Here is a 19523-nt window from a genome sequence, read left to right as displayed (position 1 = left end):
TATACTTGTTTATGATGAAGCATGCACCTGTCGTCAATACTTTACTGGACTTGGACCGATGCTGCGACAATCCTAAAATAGTCACCTGCCGCTATAAAACATTCACCCTTTTACCGCGCCAATTAAAACCCCTTTGGCAAAATACTTTTGAATAAACGGATAAACCATCAATATCGGTAATGTACCCACAACGATGATTGCCATTTTAATTGATTGATCCGGCGGTTTCACATAGGTGGGATCGTATGTCCCCATGTCTAGCGAACCAGTTGCCAAAAGGACAATTTGCCGCAATAGAACCTGCATCGGCCACTTTTTAGCGTCAGATAGATAGATCAAAGCATTAAAGAAATCATTCCAATGGGCAACGGCGTAGAAAAGAGCGAATGTTGCGATAACCGGTTTGGAGAGCGGTAAAACAATTCGCCAAAGTACACCTATATCATTACATCCGTCTATTCGGGCCGATTCAATTAATTCGCCCGGAATTTCCTGGAAAAATGATTTCACGACAATCAAGTTAAAGGCGTTGATAGCGACAGGCAGCATGACCGCCCAGTAGGTGTTCAATAGTCCTAAGCCTTTGACAACCAGATAAGTAGGAATAATCCCGCCGCTAAACACCATCGTGAAGATGATTAGGTTCAAGACGACATTTCGGCCAATCATGTGCCGCCGTGATAAAGCATAGGCCATCGTAAAGGTAAACAATAGGTTTACAAGAGTTCCTCCTACGGTTATAAATACGGATACGAATAAACTTCGCGGCAACGTATTATCTTTAAAAACGAACTTGTAAGCATCAAATGTAATTTCTTTGGGAATTAGAAAAAAGGATCTGCTTCCAATCTCAAGATCGCTTGCGAACGACCCCGCCACGATATACATAACCGGAAGGATCATAGTAAGGGCAACGAGAGCAAGAAAGAGATAATTGGCGATATCAAACAATTTTTCGCCTACTGACGAATGACACGTGTTCATAGTGCTCTCCTCCTAAGAGTTTTGCGATAGCAAAACTTTCTTCGTAAGCATGTGCTGAGTTTTGCGATAGCAAAACTTTCTTCGTAAGCATCAGAATATACCGGAATGTCCAGCCCTTTTGGCTAAATAATTCGTTGAAAAGACGAGAATGACGCCGATAATGGCTTTAAATAACCCTACTGCCGCACTGTAGCTGAAAGCGCCCTGTACGATCCCCGCCGTATAAACATAAGTGTCAAATACTTCGGCCACAGGCCGGTTTAGCGGGTTGATCATTAATAAGACTTGTTCAAATCCACGATCCATAAAGTGACCCATTCGCAGAATCAGCACGATAATGATCGTTCCTTGAATGGCTGGCAGCGTAATGTGCCACAGTTGGCGGAAACGGTTTGCTCCATCGACGATGGCCGCTTCATACTGCTCTTGATCCACCCCCGCAAGCGCTGCGAGGAAGATGATCGTTCCCCAACCCATCTCTTTCCAAATACTCTGTGTGATAATCATGGGACGAAACCAGTTTTCACTTGTCAGAAAGTCCATTTTATACCCGAATAGCTTAAGCATCAGTTCATTGATGACTCCACCTTCTGTCGTCAAAAGAAGATAGGAAATACTTGCAACAATAACCATCGAAATAAAATGCGGGATATAAATTAGTGATTGGATAAAGCGTTTGTAAAAAGATTTGCGGACTTCGTTTAACAATACCGCCAGTATGATTGGCGCCGGGAAGAAAAACACCATATCGTACAAACCAAGCAAAAGCGTATTGCGTATCAATCTAAAAAATACGGGATCTTGAAAAAATTGCTTAAAATTATCTAGTCCAACCCACTCGCTTTTAAAAAAACCGACGTAAGGCTGATAGTTCTTGAAGGCAAGGAGGACCCCCCACATCGGAACATATTTAAAAACAATAAAGTAGGCCAATCCCGGCAGCAACAGCAGCAATAGATATTTATCTCTTAGAACTTTGCCAATTAGCGTATTGCGCTTGGAATTTCTTGCGGATGTGACAGGCGCTATGTGCTCTTCAGCACCCGATGCTTTGATCATGTTCTCACTCCTTCGCAAATTGAATTGAAACTTTAGCTTGTGGCTTTGTAAGTTAAACACTATAAGATTCAAATATTTCTGACAACAACACTATTTTGAAACCGTTTTCTCAAAAAAGTATGAAGTTAGAAAAAAAGTATTATCATCATGAGGGGGATGGAGGAAGTAGAAAACCGGATGCCACGGCAGCCGGTTTCATTAGAAGTATGAATGGCTTGAACATTCTTTTACTCGGTTTGTGAATTGTCTTTCAACCATTTGTACGTTAGAAGCGAAGAGAGGAATACTAAGGTCAACCCCTGTCCCCAGCCTTGAATCCGTTCATGGGCGACGCCTTTGTAGCCGTCGGCGTCTTTCATAACAGCCGTTCCAGCCGAAACATCCAATACTGTACCGTTATTCGAAATTTTCGATAATACGGCAGGCACGGCCTTCTGAATATACTTATTGTACATAGGAGCGCCGATGGCTTCGTTATATCGAATCAATCCGGCGGCAAGACCCGCAGAACCCGATGTTTCCTCATAAGAGGTCGGATCATTCAGCACGGTGTGCCAGAGCCCATGATCAGATTGGAGCCGGACGATGCTGCTAAGTTGATCACGCAGCGAATCGTATATTTTCATATAGGACGGATGTGTGACTTCTACGATATGCAGCGCTTCCGACATCGTATAAGCTGCCCATGAATTGCCACGCGCCCAATAGACAGCGGACATGTTGTTGTGGGCGATATGATCCCAACCGTGAACATAAAGATTTGTTTCGCGATCCTGCAAGAAGCGCTCGTGTGTGTGGTACTGAAGTAAGCCATCCTCGAGCCAATCGTTTCTTTTAAGTAAAGTGCCAATACGGATGAGAAAATATCCTGCCATAAACATCGTATCGACCCAAGCCTGTTGCGGGAAATCGTAATTTTGCGATACGGTGTGCTGAAACACGCCATCCGCGAATCGTACTGCATCCGTTCTTAAGAACTCCGCCATTTGGACCGCAATATCCAGATAACGTTCCGATTTGGTTTGATCGTACAGTGTAAGCAATGTATGACCAATGGATACAGCGTTGACCGTTAACTTAGGAAGGCCGTCCTCCAACTGCTCATCGATCCACGCTTGCAATTGATCCAAATACGTTGATTCACCAGTAGCCAGATAAGCTTGGCCTACGCCGTAGAAAGCAACTCCGGCAGGCCAGTCCCATGTCATATCCATCTGAAACGTTCTGCTTACGAGCCTGTCGATGGCTTGTTTAATATCCGTTTCATTGACCGTTACGTATTTCAAAACAGTTCCTCCTCGAACATTGAAATTTACAATCTTAGACTGCATCGATTAATTCTTCTGATCCACGGCATAGGAAGCGCTTAGATATTCAGCATTCAACTCCGTCGGCAGTTCGTTCCCGATTAGCTCCAGGCACATGATCGCATTTAAGGACCATTGCGACGTTACATTTGTCGTGATGCTCGGCAGTTCTTGAATAGGTCGAACATACGCGTGCTCCGGCACTTGATAGGTTCGCGTCGCGTCCTCGCTGCCCCCCGGCAGACGATTCTCCAGCATGATCCGCCATGTTAACGCAGCCAGAGCAGTATTACTGCGTCGGTTGGCTGCGTAAGCCGCCATCGATGCCGCAAACATCGGCCAGCTGAATTTATTATGATCGATGACTCCATTCGTTCGGGCTAACTTTTCCTCAGGTTCTAGGTAATAAAATTCCCCAAATTCTACGAGCATGTCATCCCATTCAGGATCGGAGAGCAGTTGCGAAAGCTCTATCCACACTTGCGGCGCGCCGAAGGAAATGACCATATGATATCCGTAGTTGCCGTCGCCGATATGGGTAAGAATACCGGTATTCGGATCGTATCCGAATGTCGTGCCTGATAAGAGCCGGAACGGTGCGGCCTTCAAATTCTTAATCCCTTGCAGGATCTTATCTCTGTATTTCGGATTCTCAAAGCGTTCCCATTGCGACATCCAATTTGAGCTAAAGGCTGCCCAGTCCGGACCGCTCCTCACATGGGTAGGATGCTCGTCCTTCGGGAAATAAGCTCTCATCGGATCGATTCCGACGGTGGCGAAATCTGCATCGGCCACTTCCGCCAAAATATCTCCAATTCGTTCATCTGCAGTCAAGAAGTAATAGTAACGATGCAAACCCGCCATTGCTATGCGCGCTTCCTTGCATCCGCAACCCCAGTGAACGACATTATGCCGAGACCCGAGTCCTGCATATTCTCCGGAATGATAGACATCCACTTCACTCGTATGACGTGTCATGGCCTCCGCCATGCGGAACAAATCTGCACGTCCCGAGCGCAAGAACGAGAGCCAAAGCCAGATGTTCGGCACAAGCTCGGTATTCTGCCAGGCAAACCCGCCTACGTCGTATCGCCATTCGTGCCGTACGGGATCGTACGTATGCATGAAATCTCCATAATCCCAGAAACCGTACCACCGCCGCCCCTCGATCTCTTGCTTATAGAAGCTCAAACAAGCGTCGAGTTGCTCTTCAATCCAAGCTTTAGCAGGCGTACTGCGATCAGGCAGGCTCCAGATACCGAATACGTTTGTATCATGATAACGTGCTGGCTCACATAAGAGCTGAGGCGGGGATTGAATATGGCTAGTCATGTTTGCAAGGTCGGTCGCAGCGGGTGTCCCATCGCAGCACCACAGCATAAGCTCGTTCGTATTTCCGATTCCATATGGTGTACTGCGCAGCTCTTCCGATCCCTCATAGGCGGATTCTACATACGTTTTCGTATCGTAATGACGCATATCCATAGCTGCTGCATCCGGCGACCAGAACCAGAGTGTTAGCTTGGCTTCATCTGTCGTCATACCGGTTACTTCCAAAGATGATGGATGCTTCTGCCAAAAATTGCGAAGCCCTGCTGCAAGCCCGCCGTGAGTGTCTCCGGCATATACGAGCCCTTTCGCACGGTTACCGCTGACAGCCTTCACTGGGCTGCATTCTTCGTATGTTTGCTTGACGACAGAATAGGAGTCGGCGGAAAGCTGCGTCAACTTAAAGCTGTCCCAGGCAGCGGAATCATCAAGCAGCGCTTTGAATTTCGCATCTTTCTCATGATCAAATGCAATGGCTTCTCCAGCTTGCTGACGCCAGAACATGTCCATGTAGACGCCTTTCGTCCGCCATGTCGACAAATGTCTGGGCGATTCACTGAAAAAGCCTGTATCGCCCGCAAAACGAACATACCTATTATAAAGGGGGGCTTTCAGCGGCAAAGCAAAAGAGATGCCAAGCCCTTTCACGAAGTCCTCCTGTGGATCTCCTTTGAACAATGAGGTGTGGACAATCCGAATCGATGCTTGGTTGGCATAGAAATAGAGACGCAGCCGGAAGGGGAGCCAAGAACGATCGGCTTTCTTGGAGATATGCTCGCCCTCTACCATAAGTACGACCCGTAAGGGACCCTCCTGTTCGATGGTTACGGATGTGATCTCGCCACGAAACGATTCTTCCTGATAAAGACGCCCGCTCGAAGTCGTTCGTCGTTCTTCGCGAATACTGACAAGTGAACCATTCGAGCTGATTAGCTTCTCCCCGTGATATAAAGCGCGGATGAATGACTTTCCTTGTTTTCCAACGATACACCGGATGACTCCGGTATCGACGGTCACTTCATCAGCCGATTGAGTAACCTTCATACGGGATCTTACATGGATCGCAATAGACTGTTCATCGGCGACTTGTAGTGTATAGCCTTCACTAACAGGTTTATCGAACGATGCGGCGTGGGCGGTCCATTTTACGCTGCCGTCAGGCCAATAAGCAGTTGGCCAGCTTTGAAGCGCGAGCGGATTTCCTGACGGATCATTAAGGGTGAAAGTGCCAGCTTTCGACCGATTTAATTCACCTATATGCCAAGGTACTCCCCATGTAACACCGCAAGAGTTTGGAAGTTCTTCCTCCAACCAATGCACGCGGAGTTGCTTTTTTTCTCCCATGTTATCTTTACCCCTCTCCGAATTTGTTTCGTGCCTTGGTTCAAGATTAGTATCTGGGGGAATTTCCATCAACTACACTTTCTAACTCCCTACATGACGGGACATTTCACTTTTTTGCGGGATTAAGACTTTTTTTCCAAACCAAAAAAACAAACCGCCATTGCAGGCGGTTTACGGGTTGAAGCTATTCATTTCTGTTTAACTCCCGATATCGGCTTGGTGTTATATCTTCTTGTTTCTTAAAGATTCGATTAAAATAGCTTGGCTGATAACCAGCCTTTTCGGCAATATCGTTGATTTTCATATCCGTGTCGCGCAAAAGCTCCTTCGCTTTTTCAATACGCAGCTCGGTTAAATAGTCAATAAAATTTTTACCGCTGACCTGTTTGAACGCTTTGCTTAACGCAACCGTATTCGTGCCTGCGTAGTCGGCGCAGCTATCCAGAGATATTTCCTTCATGTAATTGTTCTGAAGATAAATCATCGCAGTTTCCACAGTCTTTTTCACTTCGGCATCGGATCGCGATTCCAGCTCCACCATGCATGGACTCACTACTTTATCATGGAACCAAGCGATCATTTTCTGCGGGTCCCCGATTTGCATAAGTTGTTCATATAAATTAGCCGATTTAAATATTCGGTTTGGATCCAAATTCGCAAGTCGAATAGCATGCAAGATACTGCCGAGTAATTGAAGATTACCTTGCTGAATGTCGATCACCTTGGCTCCGCGTTCGAGCAGTTCTTCCATGAAAGCCTGAATAAGCTGCTTCGCTTCTTCATTCTGGCCCATTCGAATAGCCTGAATAATCGCTCTTTCGAGTGCGAAAGGATAATGAATTTCGTGGTTCTCTTTCTCGAGTTCATCCAGAGATTCCAGGTCGATAATTTGGTTCCGGCTTTCGAAGCGGCGCCTGCTTGATGCCTGCATCGCTTCCTCGAAGCGAGAGGGCACATGTACGATAGACATAGCAAGATTGCCGATCGTGACCGATACGTACATTTTCAGCGTATGATGAATCCCTTGAGCCAGTTCTTGACTGAACGTTTTGATTATCTCCGGCTTTTCAATTTCTTCCGAAAGGATGATGAGAATACCGATCGACAAATCGTGAAAGTTCAACACTTCCGCTTGATCGAAACGACTCGATGCAAGCTCTTTCGTAATATTGGCAGCAGCGAAAGTGACAAGTCCCTCATCACCTGACGAGAAGCGCCCCTCCAAGTTTTCAAATCCGCTTAATTGAATATACAGCATAGCATATTGCTTATGGTCCACTGACCAGCCGAAATTGCGCATTCTCTCCAGAAGAGATTGCTCGGAGTATGAGTATAAATACCCTTGGACAAGTTGAAGCAGGAAGCCTTCCTTGAGATGAGGGAGCTGCTCCTCCAGCTTATTCTGAAGCGTTATACTTTCTCTAGTCAAATGCAGCCATTCTTTCTCAATGATTTTAAAATCATCATTTTGTTCTTTCCGGAGCGCTGCTAAACCTGTCTTTCCAGTTAACAAGTTAACTAACTGTGCGATAGGTGAATAGATGCGCCGTGAAGCCAGCCAAGATAAAACGAACGCGAGCAGCAGCATCGCGATGCTTAGCGTCAAGACCAATTGAGAAATAAAAACGACAGGCTTGGTAATTGTGCTAATCGGCGACGCAGTGACATAAGTCCAATCGGCACCGACACGCGACATGGTGCCGAAGGCTACAGTGTACGTCGTTTGGTTCCAATCAAACAGGAATGAGCCTGATTTCGCCTTATTGGTAAGTACCTCTCTCTTAATAGCTTCATCTAGCTGCGATGCTGGTTCTTTCCCTGAGCTAGACAGTAATTGATCGCCATTTTCCTCCAGCAGAAACGTACTCCCATCGTTATAAGGGGCTAACGTTTGCAGCAGTTTGGCAACCTTCGCGGTGTCGATCCGAACCGCAATGACCCCATACGGGTTCTCGTTAGTTTCAGGTATTTTTACCATTAAAGACAATGAATGATCACGCGGAAGTCCGGACTCCGAAGTATGCTGGGACCAGAAAACCTTCTTATCATTCGCGAGCAAATTCCTGTATCCTTCGATCTGTACAGCGCTAGTTAATGCCTCGTATTGGGGATGAAACCGCACGGGCGCAGCCCCTTCCAAGAACAATTCTGTTTCCGTAGCCAGTGGATTGGCGCCTTTCATATTGGCTAGTGTCTGTGTCATGTTGCGAGCAATCTCGAAATCACGCGATAGTTTTAAACTCGCTAATGAGTAACTGAAGCTTGGATCGAATGCCCAATGCATAACCGACGTCTCCAAGTAAGAGAACTGCTCGTCAATATTGGCAGCTCTAAGTTGAATCTGCTTGTTGTGCATCTGAAGCAGCTCGTTCTCAAGACGCTCGCCGGCAAGCCAATAAATCACGCCGCCGAAGATAAGTCCGGGAATACTGGAGATGATCAGAATTAAAATCCAATTGTCTCGGAAGCGCTTACTTCTGAACACGATTTATTCCCCCTGACATCTTCTTTTAAACTTATATGCATATGGATAATTTGCCGTTGTAACCCTTCAGCGATAGAAGGTTACTTCATATAATACCATGTGAATGGTCAACCGAGAATTGACTTTTGATCATATTTTCAATTATCGTGTCATGTCCAGCTGACCGGAAGGTAACCGATATCCATGTGCTTCTACATCCGCGGTTAAAGCAGAAGGTAAGAGCAGGCCGCACTCAGCTTAGCTGGCTTGGCCAAAGAACTAGACTGGTGCGGTCTTTTTCTGCGCCTAGAAGTTTTAAATATTCCTGTTCGGGTGCTTCTGCGATACGAACGCCGTTCCAAGCTTCGATAACGATTTTACGTAATTGATGTTGTTTAAGAAACTGCCGAAACATACTTTTTAGCTCAAGGACGATGGTCATCTGATCATCGTTTTGGTTCGTTTCTGGTGCAATTTGATAAATCCGCTTGCCATTATTCTCGATCCAATACAACCACTTACTGCCTTTGAGGGCTAAGTAATTTCCACTTTTACGTGAAAATGAAATGTTTGAAACCTCGGGCCATGGGACAATCAGTCCAAAGGGATTAGCCGGATCAATAGCACTTAAAAGCGTGAATTTTTGTTGACTCTCGGAAGTGTTACCTGCATGTTGGTACAGGCGAGTGATGAATTCTTTGGATGCGAACTGCAGAGCATGTAAATCGGAAATGAATAGCCCTCTGACGACAAGACCCCATTCTTCCAACTGACGAAGCGCTGTCTGAATGGCTTCCCATGGAAACGGGCAGTGAGCAGAGATGAGATCTTTGGTGATGATGCCAAAACGCTCCAGCAGATGATGCGTCCACTGCATGGCTGACGATTGCTTATCGAAAGCAGGGCTAAGCAAGGAATCGAGAGGATACCATCGACCAAGACCTGACTGGAATTTATCCGGTTTCTTAGAAGCTGCTGCGGCATGTAATCGAAGCGGAGCGAATTGGTCGTTAGCAGCCTGTCCATCCCACACTAATTGCAGCAGCTCCTCTAACAAGGAAGAAGGAGCTCGCCCTGTTTCAATACTCAGCTTGCTAAGAAAGATGGCCCCTTTTTTCTGCAAAAGGCTAAGGAGCTCAGGGTGTGAGGCTGGTCTTTGGTTGGCTAAAGTGAGGCAGGGCTCATATAGCGAACTGCTTTCTGCAAGAAAGAAGGCGATGAGGCCTTCCTTTTCGTCGGGCTCTTTGCGGCCTATCCAGACAATTTGACCTGACGAGCACAAGGTGTCTAGGTCCTGTTTGCGGTACGATAGCTGACGCGTAGGAAATAAGACAGTCTCCCAAAGTGAGACAGGCAGGAAGAAGCCTTGCAAATCTTCAATAATCTCGCGGAGATGGTCCATTCCAGGCACGTCAATTCTATCTGCGAGTTTTCGCCTTAGCGGCATATGCGTCATATAGGTCAGCGGGGATACGGCCTCGCCACCACGTCGATAGGACTGAAGGGACAGACGAATTAATCGTGAAGCAACCTTGCTGCTTGTCCACAGCTCCTCGATTTCCGGATCGGCAAAAGGTGCAACAGATAACATACCATCTTGAACGGCGCTCTGAACCCAATCAGCTGCAATGGCAGAATCTACCTCAAAACGGGCTGCCAATTCTGCCGTAGTGAAAGAGAGCTTCCCGTCGGCAAATCTTTGAAACACAAACGATCTGGCAACCATAGAATCCGAAAGTGAAGAATAGAACTCTAATTCATCACTACAGATATAGCGGGTCTCTTTCGAAAAAAAGGCTGTTGCTGCCTTACCTTGCCCAAGGAGATCATTGATCCATGCTGTGACAGTTACTTCGGATGCTGAACTAGCTAGGACGAGTTCAGCCAAAGAGGAATCGCCTCGTTCTTTCAAATAACGAAACACCTCTCGTGCAGAGGCTAAAGGTTCATCCGTAAGGGCGAGTTTATGTTCCTCTGCCTCGATGACCTGAGGGCTAACGGCGCTGTGGATCGCCTCAGACCCGAAAATGTCGGCTGCCATTTGACGGCTAAAGCCAAGTAATTCAACCTGCAAATCCTGCGTTAACGCATCGGATTCATATAATTTCTGCGACACGTAGTCGAATTTAAATTGCGCAGCGAGCGGCGATGGGAAATGGTTGCGATGAACGGCAAATTGGATATTTCCTGAATGAATGGCTTCCAAAATGCGCTGAAGATGCTGAATATCAACATGCTCTTCCAGGCATTCTCGCATGGCTTCCTGAAACAAAGGAAAACGTTCTTTAAAGGGCAGAGCCTCTTTCATGAGCTCTTGTCCGCGCAGCCGCTTAATCCAAGCAGGCATACGTGTGAAGCTGCGGGAAAGAAGCAAGGACGTTTCTGCGAGTCGCTGGAAAGCGGCTCCGAACATACCGGATTCAGCCACAGCCTCAATGACGAACTGTTCTGCTTCTATAGAAGAGATGGACATAATGGCATGTAGAATCGACTCATGGAAGCTAGGGAAAATGAACTCGATGCCATTGTCTTTCGCATTGGTATAGAGGGCGGTATGCCCTATTTGTTTGAGATGCCTTTCGATAGCCATTAACCAAGTTCGGTTGAGCGTGCGACCAAATAGGCTGTGCAAAATATAATGGGTTTGATTATTTTCATCAGTGAAAGTTTCGATGACAACGGTTGTATCTGTCGGCACCGTATTTACAGCAATCTGATTGCGAACGAGACTGATGAGCGCATGGCTAGCATCCGAATCAAAGTGAAAATGCTCCAACAGCCAGTCTTGGACGTCGAGATCGGCTTGAGTGTGAGGAAGCGGCTGCAAACGATCTCGCAGTTCTCGCCATAATTGACCCGTTTGAACGCCGAGCTCATACGACTTTCCGCCGGTTTCCCCGCGCCAGAAGGGGACTTCGCTGTAACGGTTGTCGGCTTCCTGGACATAAATGCGCTCTGGGCGTTTGCGGACGATACGCCAGGATGCCGTACCCAATTGAAATACGTCCCCAACAGACGATTCGTGGATGAACTCTTCATCCAGCTCACCGAGGTGAAGCCCGGTTTCATTGTGATGCACGGGGTATGCCGTGCTCTGAGGGATTGTGCCCGCGCCGGTGAGCGCGGCCATCTGCGTGGCTGCCAACCGCTCTAAGCGGTCGGTTTCACGATCCCATGCGATAAGCGGACGCACGAAGGGGTACAGCCCTGCGAGCACCTCGAGCATCGCGAGCCAGCGTTCACGCGGCAGCTCGCGGAAGGAGTCGCTCTGCGAGAGCAGGCGCTCTAGGCGCGGCACATCCAGCTCGTCGCCCATGGCTGCCATGGCGACGAGCTGCTGCGCGAGGACATCCAGACTGCCTCGCGGGATGCGGATGGCCTCGATGTCGCGCGCCGCGATCCGCCGGCTGAGCACGGCCAGCTCCGGCAGCAGGCTGCGACTGCGTGCAAGCAGCACGCCGCGGCTTACACTGCCGACGGCGTGGCCGGCGCGGCCGATCCGCTGGATGCCTGCGGCAGCGGTGAAAGGCGAGTCGATCTGGATCACCAGATCGACATGGCCGACGTCGATGCCGAGCTCCAGCGACGACGTGGCAACCAGGCAGCGAAGCTCGCCGGCCTTGAGCAAGCGCTCGACTTCGAGCCGCTTCTCGCGGGCGACGCTGCCGTGGTGGCTACTCGCGATCTCATGACCGAAATGGTCATTGAGTCGCAAGGTCAATCGTTCGCAAAGCCTGCGGCTATTTGCGAAGATCAGCACTGTACTGCAGCCTTCCATGAGCTGCAGCAGACGTTCGACAAGAGGCGTCCATATCGCCTCTTTATCAGCCCCAGCCCGCGCAGGTTCTGGCATCGTCACCTGAAGAGCATACTGCTTCTCGGCTTTGCTCTCGATAATAGCAACATTGCGAGGCTGGTCAGCTTCCCAGCCGCCAAGATAACGAGCGACCCGCTCGATAGGCTTTTGTGTGGCTGACACGCCGATCCGCTGGACGGATCGCCCGCACCACGCATTGAGCCGTTCCAGCGTGAGCGACAAGTGCATACCGCGCTTGTCCGCCGCCAGATCGTGGATTTCGTCGACGACGATTTGTTCCACGCTCTTTAGCATTTCTCTCGCGCGCGGAGAAGTCAGCAGCAAATACAACGATTCTGGCGTGGTCACCAGCAGATCTGGCGGCTGCTTCAGCATCGATGCCCGAGTACTTTGTTTGGTATCGCCGGTACGAACCCCAATCGTGAGTCCCCGCCAGGCGGTTTTCTTTTCCTTTTCGAAAGAGGAAGCGGTCTCCTCAATTTCTGCCATAAAATGAATCAAATGATCATGAATATCGTTATTCAGCGCTTTAAGTGGTGTCACGACAAGCACGCGAACACCGGCTGTGTAAATGTCCTCAAGTTCCTGTTTCTTTTTAAGAACTCCGTCCAAACAAGGCAGTAAGGCTGCCAATGTTTTACCTGAGCCTGTGGGGGAAGAGATGAGAGTGTGCGTGCCAGAACGTATTTGTTTCCATGCCTGCTTCTGAACATCTGTAGGTTCACCGAAACGAGAAGCAAACCAAGCCCTCAGAACGGGATGAAAATGAGATAGATCCAGCGCTATTTCCGTCATTGCCTTCGCTCCCTTGCTCACAATTTCTTCCAACATAGCATATTGTGAGGGTCATCGCCAGCGGGACAGAATATGACAGTTTATTTATATCTCGTATGCTAAAGTGGTTAAAGATGTACTTGATAACTTTGTTGGATGGATGAAGGAATAATTTTCAATGGAAAATAAAAGGTTACCCTCCTAAAAATAACCAATCAAACGAATTCTTCTGATACATGTAGTATTCAAATAAAGAAGGAGAGTGTGTAAAGCGTGACGTTCAAAAAAGTAATCGCGACAGGACTTGCTTTCGTTATGATCATGGGAAGCGGCACAGCAGTATTAGCCAAAGACAATGGAAATAAAAAAGATGACAGTAAGGTTGAGATACATCTCACCTTTGACGATTTGCAATCGGCAGAATGGGCGATACGCTATATCGCGAGCTTAGCATCGAAACGTGTGTTTGAAGGGTATGAAGATGGTACCTTTAAGCCTCATAATACGGTTTCCCGAATCGAAGCGATTACGGCTGCCGTTCGTTTGATGGGACTTCGCAGCCAAGCAGAATCAGCAGCAGAAATGAGCACTCATTTGAATTTTAAAGATGCGGATAAAGTTCCTTCTTGGGCTGTCGGTTATGTAGCCGTAGCATTAGAAAATGATTTGTTCTCGGAAAATGACGATATGGTTCAGCCTCAAAAAGAAGGCGACCGGCTTTGGGCGACGACACTTTTAGTTAAAGCTTTGAAGCTGGATGCTCAAGCGAAAGCGAAAATGAACACAACGCTGCCATTTAAAGATGCGAAACAAATTCCTGCAGGCGCTGTGGGTTATGTAGCTGTTGCCATCGAGAAAGGTTTGATCGATGGTTTCGAAGATAATACGTTTAGGCCTAATCAACCGGTAACTCGGGCTCAGCTCGCAGCTTTACTCGATCGTACGGGCGGTCAATTGCCAGACCAAGGGAATAACACGATAAATGGAACTGTAAGTAGTGTTGTGACCAACAATACGCTTAGTATTACGAGTTCAGGCACAACATCAACCTATCCTTTGCATCCAGACGTTTTCATTTATCGGAACGGGGCCAAAGTAAACGCATCTGCTTTACAGGTAGGGGACGTAGTGAAAGTACGCACATTTAATGGTCAAATTGTCTTCATCGAAGTGACCAATGCCGTACAATCGATTATCTACAGCGGTACCGTCAGTGCGGCAGTTACGAATAATACATTGACGCTAACGAAGGCAGGAGCTACCTCTACATTACCGCTTCATCCGGATGTTGTCGTTTATCGCAACGGCATAAAAGTGAGTGCATCTGACCTAAAAGTTGGTGATGAAGTTAACATTCGCACTTCGGATAATAAGATCATCTACATCGAAGTCACCAAATCGATTGTACCTATTTCAAGCAGCGGGACAGTTAGCGCGACCGTTAGTAACAATGTGCTTAAGCTTACGAAAGCAGGAGTTACAACTTCATACACTCTGCATCCAGATGTGGTCATTTATCGGAATGGCGTGAAAGTCACTGCTGCCTCCTTGCTGGTTGGCGATGAAGTGAATGTTCGCACATCCGACAACAAAGTCATTTTCATTGAAGTAACTCAAACGGCACAAGCCATTACGAATAGCGGGACAGTTAGCGCAGTCGTTAGCAATAACGTACTTAAGCTTCAGAAGTCAGGTGTTACTTTTGAGTTAACACTTCACGCGGATGTTATCGTCTATCGCAATGGGTTGAAAGCCAATGCATCAGATCTGAAAGTTGGAGATGAAGTCAATATTCGCACTTCCGAAAATAAAGTCATTTATATTGAAGTAACCAAAATGGTTCAACCCATTACAAACAACGGTACAGTAATCGCTGTGGTAAGCAACAATGAATTGAAGCTCATGAAGTCGGGAGTTACAACTGTATTCACACTTCATCCGAACGTCGTTGTCTATCGAAATGGCGTGAAGGTCAGAGCTGTTGATTTAAAAGTAGGCGATGAAGTCGATATTCGTACCTCTGATAATAAAGTCATTTACATTGAAGTCACCAAAATGATTGATGCGAATTTACCATTCGATCTTTTAGGAAAGTTAAAAGGAACTACCCTCAATGCCCAAGGTGAACTTGCAACGATTTCCATCACTCAAACCATTAATGGTGTGGAACAAACAACGATCTATCAGGTATCCTCTGGTGTCACGCTTTCTGGCAACCTAGCCTTATTCAAAGAAGGAAATCTTATACAGCTTAAAGGTGTTAATAGGCTCGTAACCTCCATCACAATCAAATAATATGCGAAAAGAAGCCCACTCAGATTTATGGGGGGCTTCTTTTTTTGGTTTTGTTTTGCCGTAAAGCTTAACTCACAGTCGTCTTCGGTGACTTTTTGCACGGTCACTTTTGCTGCAAGGATGTATTTCATCGTTAGATTCGAGTTGAGGCAGCATTGCGATTGCTGCAACGATGTTTTACATCGTTAGGAGGGAGATTGTGCTAATAACTGTTCATAAAAGGTTGATGGAACGATGTTTTACATTGTTACAAGGGAGCACAATCATCACTTTAATGCTGTAACGATACTTTTCATCATTGCGTCACAGGTCGGCAAACTCTGCGTGCACTGTTTATCTCACAGGCATCTTTGGCGGCTTTTTGGACAGCTACTTTTTTATTCGTGTGCTCCAGAATAAGCGCGTTTTCGCGCTTATTTGTTCGGGCGCTCCAGATTAAGCGCGTTTTCGGCGCTCATTCAGCGCAGACGCGCATGACGATCTGCTGAGAAGTCGATTTCCGGCTTCTCAGACTCTGTCAACGAGCTTCGGCTCGCAGAGCTCTCGTTGTAAGCGCGGTTTTCGCGCTTATTTGTTCGGTCGCTCCTGAATAAGCGCGTTTTCGGCGCTTATTCAAAACGTACGCGTGACGATCTGCTGAGAAGCTGTTTTCTGAATTCTCAGACTCTGTCGACGAGTGCTTAAGCTCGTACTACAAGCTCTGTTAGATTGAATGATCATTCTATATATTGCTAATCTAATCAGCCCTCATGAAGGACCAATTAGATTACGATAATTTTTTTAAATGGAAGCACAAAGAAAAAAGCCCTTCAGTAATGGGCCAGGATAACAGCAATATCTCTATCATTAAATTGAAGGGTACCCTCTTCTGATTTCGTAAAGAAATATCCTCTAGATTCAATATAATGGCAGAGTTTAAGCAGAATTTTGGGTTCTATATTCAGAAGCGTTGAAAGTGAAAAAATGTTTTTTTGATCATTGGTTGCTTCAACCATTTAACATAATAACCTCCTAATATTGAATTATATATGTATCATAGTACATGCCCCAAGTCACTTGTTGTCGAAACATCGGGTTAACAAAACTTTCAATATTTGGATGATTTCTAATCATCCTGCCAAACATAAAAGCCCTTGAATCCTCCACAGGGAGGCTCAAAGGCTTACATGGATCCGTCTGTTGACGGAATCAGATCTTTAATTCCCCAAGCTTGATCAGTTCTACAACCGCTTGTGAACGACCCTTTACGTTCAGCTTTTGCATGACGTTAGAAATGTGATTCCTCACAGTCTTTTCGCTTATGAAAAGCTGCTGCGCGATATCTTTCGTGGTTTTGTCTTGTACTAAGAGTTCGAATACTTCTCTTTCGCGGTTAGTAAGTAGAAATTTGTTTTTGTGGTCGCTGCCCATGGATGTGTGTCACCCCTCCTTGCTCGGGTATTGGGAAATACAAGGTTTAGGGATACAGTCAAAATTAGTTTATGAAGGGCTGTTGTCAATGGTGCGGTATATGCATAAAAATAGGCGATATCCCCTTTTGAGTTTCCTACCGAGGCGTGGTAAGCTAAAATGAAGCATTTCTTTTGAACAAAGGAGGCTCAAATGATGTTCAAGCGTGATTATTTTATGCGGCAGATTGAGCAAATGACCGTGGTGCTGCATCGCATACTTTTTAATAAGGAACATATCCCATTTGAAGATGCCCAGCAGCAGCTGGATGAGGCAAGTCGCCATCTATTGGGGCTGAATATTCGCTCTTTGCAGGCATTATCGAGTAAGGATATCCTTGATTTATTGTCCTATCATGGCAGCGTGGATACCGCCAAAGCCCTGGTGCTTAGCGATATGTTTGTAGGACAAGGCGACCTGCTTCAGCGGCATGAACAGACTGATGAGGCTTATCACGCTTATCTGAAATCCGTTGATTTGCTGCTTCACCTGTCACTCTCACCGGAAGTTGAACCTAGGGATGAAGTGAACGATGAGATCACGTCCCGATTGAACCAGAGCTTGGAACGTCTTCAAGGATGGATCATCCCGGAGGAGATCAAGAGGCTGCTTTTCGCGCATTATGAGAAACAGGGCAATTATGCCAAAGTAGAGGATGTTTTATTTCATTATATGGAAGATCATCCGGATCGATCGGTCATACTCGAACAAGGGGTAAGCTTTTACGAAAAATTAATGGATATGGAAGAAGAACTCCTGCAAGCAGGCAATTTTAGCAAAGAAGAAGCGTTTGATGGTTTGCGTATTGTGAAGCAGAAATTGCAATCATTTGAACTTCCTAACATTTATAAATCGTAGAAATTGAAGGTGTAAAGAAATGGCTTGGTATCGGGAAAGTTTTGGAAATGATTATTTAATTGTTTATAAACACAGAGATTTGCAAGGTGCTTATCATGAAGTGAAGAAGATGATCGATTGGCTGGGGCTAAAGCAAGGGGCCGAAGTGCTTGATTTATGCTGCGGCATGGGCCGTCATTCTATGGCGCTGGCTGATTTTGGTTACGATGTAACAGGCGTGGATTTATCCGAGGTGCTTTTGAATGAGGCGGTTAAGTTAGACGATGGTAAGCAAGTAACATGGCTGCGCGGAGATATGCGTGAAGTACCGCTCGATCGGCAGTACGATGCTGTAGTGAATTTGTTTACTTCGTTTGGCTATTTTGATGAGGATGAACAGAATGAGAAGGTGCTTCATGAAATTCGTCGGCTACTAAAAGAGGGCGGCCGTTTCATCATCGATTTCTTGAATCCGGTTTATGTTCAGTCGAATCTCGTTCTTCAATCGGAGCGATCGGAAAAAGATTTATTAATTCGTGAAGTAAGAACCATTGAAGATGGCTGTGTGCGTAAACGGATCGTGATTTCGCAAAAGGGTACTGCGGATCGGCATTATCTGGAGCAGGTTAAGTTGTATGATCGAACGGCGTTTGAAGCTATGCTGTTAAAAGCGGGTTTACATATTGATCATGTTTACGGTGAATATGATGGACAGGCTTATAATGCTGAAGCATCTAGCCGGTTGATTTTTGTAGGGCATAAGGAAGGATGAGTACTTGGAAATGAACATCGTGACTGAACATACGGATGAGATCACGCAAGTGAAAGTTCCGCTGCCTTTTCCTCTGCGATGGGTGAATGCTTACCTCGTACGAGGTAGCAACGGATATACCGTGATTGATCCGGGGCTCCACACCCCGGATGCGGAAGCGCTCTGGCAGCAGGTGCTGCAGGAGCGCGGGATCGGTTTCGAGCACGTGGAGCAAATCGTGCTCACCCACCACCATCCCGATCATTACGGGATGGCGGGTTGGTTCCAGGAGCGCACGGGCGCGCCGGTTCTCCTCTCGGAGACCGGCTTAGCGCAGGTGCAGCTCCTGTGGGGCCCGGAGCAGCCAATGTCGGCGCTGCTCCTGACGCTCTTTGCCCGGCACGGCTTCCCGGAAGCCGGGCTGATCGAGATGACGAAGCACATGGCGAGCTTCGTCTCGCTGGTGTCGCCGCAGCCACAGGTGACGGTGCTGCCTGAAGGGCCTGTGCGCCTCGGGGACCGCGTGTACGAAGCCATCGAGACCCCCGGCCATGCCGCGGGTCATCTGATCTTCTACGACGCCGCGGCGGAGGTGATCTTTTGCGGCGACCATGTCCTGCCGCAAATATCGCCGAACGTTTCCTTCCTCCCGCAGGTGGAAGAAAACCCGCTCGGCGCGTACCTCAGCAGCCTGCAGGAGATCGGCAGGCTGCCTGTAAAGATGGCTTACCCGGGGCACCGGGAGCCATGGTCCGGCTTTGGCGCACGCGCAGAGGAGCTTGTGCGCCATCATCATGAGCGGCTTGCGCTCATGGAGGGACAGCTAAGCGCGCCGCTTAGCGCTTATGAGGTGTGCCGCGCGACATTCGGCGACCGGCTGAGCATACACCAGATGAGGTTCGCGCTGTCAGAGACGATCGCTCACCTCATTCTGCTGGAATCAGAAGGCCGCATCCAACAGGTAGACCCCGCCGCTGAGCTTATTCAATATGTAGCGATATCGAAATAAATACAGAAGCCTCCAAGACCCGTTATGTGGGTTTGGAGGCTTTATTATTTTCAAGGGAAGTGCATTGTCCATTCCCCTACATTTTAGGGCTATTCCTCAAGCAA

General features: G+C 47.3%; 12 protein-coding genes. 4 read left to right on the top strand and 8 right to left on the bottom strand.

All coding sequences use genetic code 11. The features are described 5' to 3' along the window. Positions 1 to 102: 102 nt before the first annotated feature. From ASD40_RS27100 to ASD40_RS27075, 6 genes are all read right to left on the bottom strand, one after another. Positions 103 to 984: a carbohydrate ABC transporter permease gene (locus tag ASD40_RS27100; RefSeq protein WP_057306204.1), complete on the bottom strand. Its 882-nt coding sequence runs from the start codon at positions 982 to 984 to the stop codon at positions 103 to 105. Between the two features lie 90 nt (positions 985 to 1074). Further along, positions 1075 to 2043: an ABC transporter permease gene (locus tag ASD40_RS27095; protein WP_057306203.1), complete on the bottom strand. Its 969-nt coding sequence runs from the start codon at positions 2041 to 2043 to the stop codon at positions 1075 to 1077. A gap of 227 nt (positions 2044 to 2270) precedes the next feature. After that, positions 2271 to 3329, bottom strand: a complete 1059-nt coding sequence (locus ASD40_RS27090) for a glycoside hydrolase family 88/105 protein (RefSeq protein ID WP_057306202.1) — start codon at positions 3327 to 3329, stop codon at positions 2271 to 2273. Positions 3330 to 3377: 48 nt separating this feature from the next. Beyond that, positions 3378 to 6023: an exo-rhamnogalacturonan lyase family protein gene (locus tag ASD40_RS27085; protein ID WP_057306201.1), complete on the bottom strand. Its 2646-nt coding sequence runs from the start codon at positions 6021 to 6023 to the stop codon at positions 3378 to 3380. 184 nt (positions 6024 to 6207) lie between these two features. After that, complete coding sequence (locus tag ASD40_RS27080) at positions 6208 to 8508, bottom strand: AraC family transcriptional regulator (RefSeq protein ID WP_156390197.1); 2301 nt, start codon at positions 8506 to 8508, stop codon at positions 6208 to 6210. A gap of 232 nt (positions 8509 to 8740) precedes the next feature. Further along, positions 8741 to 13120 (bottom strand): DEAD/DEAH box helicase, encoded by a 4380-nt coding sequence (locus ASD40_RS27075; RefSeq protein WP_235549392.1) that lies wholly within the window; start codon positions 13118 to 13120, stop codon positions 8741 to 8743. Positions 13121 to 13351: 231 nt separating this feature from the next. Here ASD40_RS27075 and ASD40_RS36200 point away from each other — a divergent pair, with 231 nt between their 5' ends. Continuing rightward, complete coding sequence (locus tag ASD40_RS36200) at positions 13352 to 15373, top strand: S-layer homology domain-containing protein (protein WP_063870840.1); 2022 nt, start codon at positions 13352 to 13354, stop codon at positions 15371 to 15373. 809 nt (positions 15374 to 16182) lie between these two features. Here ASD40_RS36200 and ASD40_RS27065 read toward each other — a convergent pair. Together ASD40_RS27065 and ASD40_RS27060 are read right to left on the bottom strand one after the other, a co-directional pair. Beyond that, positions 16183 to 16368: a hypothetical protein gene (locus ASD40_RS27065; RefSeq protein ID WP_057306199.1), complete on the bottom strand. Its 186-nt coding sequence runs from the start codon at positions 16366 to 16368 to the stop codon at positions 16183 to 16185. Between the two features lie 193 nt (positions 16369 to 16561). Next, a complete protein-coding gene (locus ASD40_RS27060) occupies positions 16562 to 16783 on the bottom strand; it encodes a helix-turn-helix domain-containing protein (RefSeq protein WP_028556998.1) in 222 nt (73 codons plus the stop codon). A gap of 192 nt (positions 16784 to 16975) precedes the next feature. On the opposite strand from ASD40_RS27060, the gene ASD40_RS27055 reads away from it, so the two are divergent. Genes ASD40_RS27055 through ASD40_RS27045 form a run of 3 tightly spaced genes read left to right on the top strand, consistent with a single transcriptional unit; the run spans position 16976 to position 19419 of the window. Next, positions 16976 to 17680, top strand: a complete 705-nt coding sequence (locus ASD40_RS27055) for a DUF6483 family protein (protein ID WP_156390196.1) — start codon at positions 16976 to 16978, stop codon at positions 17678 to 17680. A 19-nt stretch (positions 17681 to 17699) separates the two neighbouring features. Then, positions 17700 to 18431, top strand: a complete 732-nt coding sequence (locus tag ASD40_RS27050) for a class I SAM-dependent methyltransferase (protein WP_057306197.1) — start codon at positions 17700 to 17702, stop codon at positions 18429 to 18431. A gap of 10 nt (positions 18432 to 18441) precedes the next feature. Continuing rightward, positions 18442 to 19419, top strand: coding sequence for an MBL fold metallo-hydrolase (locus tag ASD40_RS27045; RefSeq protein WP_057306339.1), 978 nt, complete (start codon positions 18442 to 18444; stop codon positions 19417 to 19419). The last annotated feature ends 104 nt before the right edge of the window (positions 19420 to 19523 follow it).

Source organism: Paenibacillus sp. Root444D2 (assembly GCF_001426375.1).
Taxonomy (GTDB): Bacteria; Bacillota; Bacilli; order Paenibacillales; family NBRC-103111; genus Paenibacillus_E.
This window is presented reverse-complemented; position numbering and strand designations above follow the sequence as displayed.

Excerpts from the sequence above, each read along its gene's own strand:
- ASD40_RS27065 (WP_057306199.1), bottom strand. The coding sequence starts at position 16,368 with ATGGTTGAAGCAACCAATGATCAAAAAAACATTTTTTCACTTTCAACG.
- ASD40_RS27045 (WP_057306339.1), top strand. The coding sequence starts at position 18,442 with ATGAACATCGTGACTGAACATACGGATGAGATCACGCAAGTGAAAGTT.
- ASD40_RS27100 (WP_057306204.1), bottom strand. The coding sequence starts at position 984 with ATGAACACGTGTCATTCGTCAGTAGGCGAAAAATTGTTTGATATCGCC.
- ASD40_RS27085 (WP_057306201.1), bottom strand. The coding sequence starts at position 6,023 with ATGGGAGAAAAAAAGCAACTCCGCGTGCATTGGTTGGAGGAAGAACTT.
- ASD40_RS27095 (WP_057306203.1), bottom strand. The coding sequence starts at position 2,043 with ATGATCAAAGCATCGGGTGCTGAAGAGCACATAGCGCCTGTCACATCC.
- ASD40_RS27050 (WP_057306197.1), top strand. The coding sequence starts at position 17,700 with ATGGCTTGGTATCGGGAAAGTTTTGGAAATGATTATTTAATTGTTTAT.
- ASD40_RS27055 (WP_156390196.1), top strand. The coding sequence starts at position 16,976 with ATGATGTTCAAGCGTGATTATTTTATGCGGCAGATTGAGCAAATGACC.
- ASD40_RS27060 (WP_028556998.1), bottom strand. The coding sequence starts at position 16,783 with ATGGGCAGCGACCACAAAAACAAATTTCTACTTACTAACCGCGAAAGA.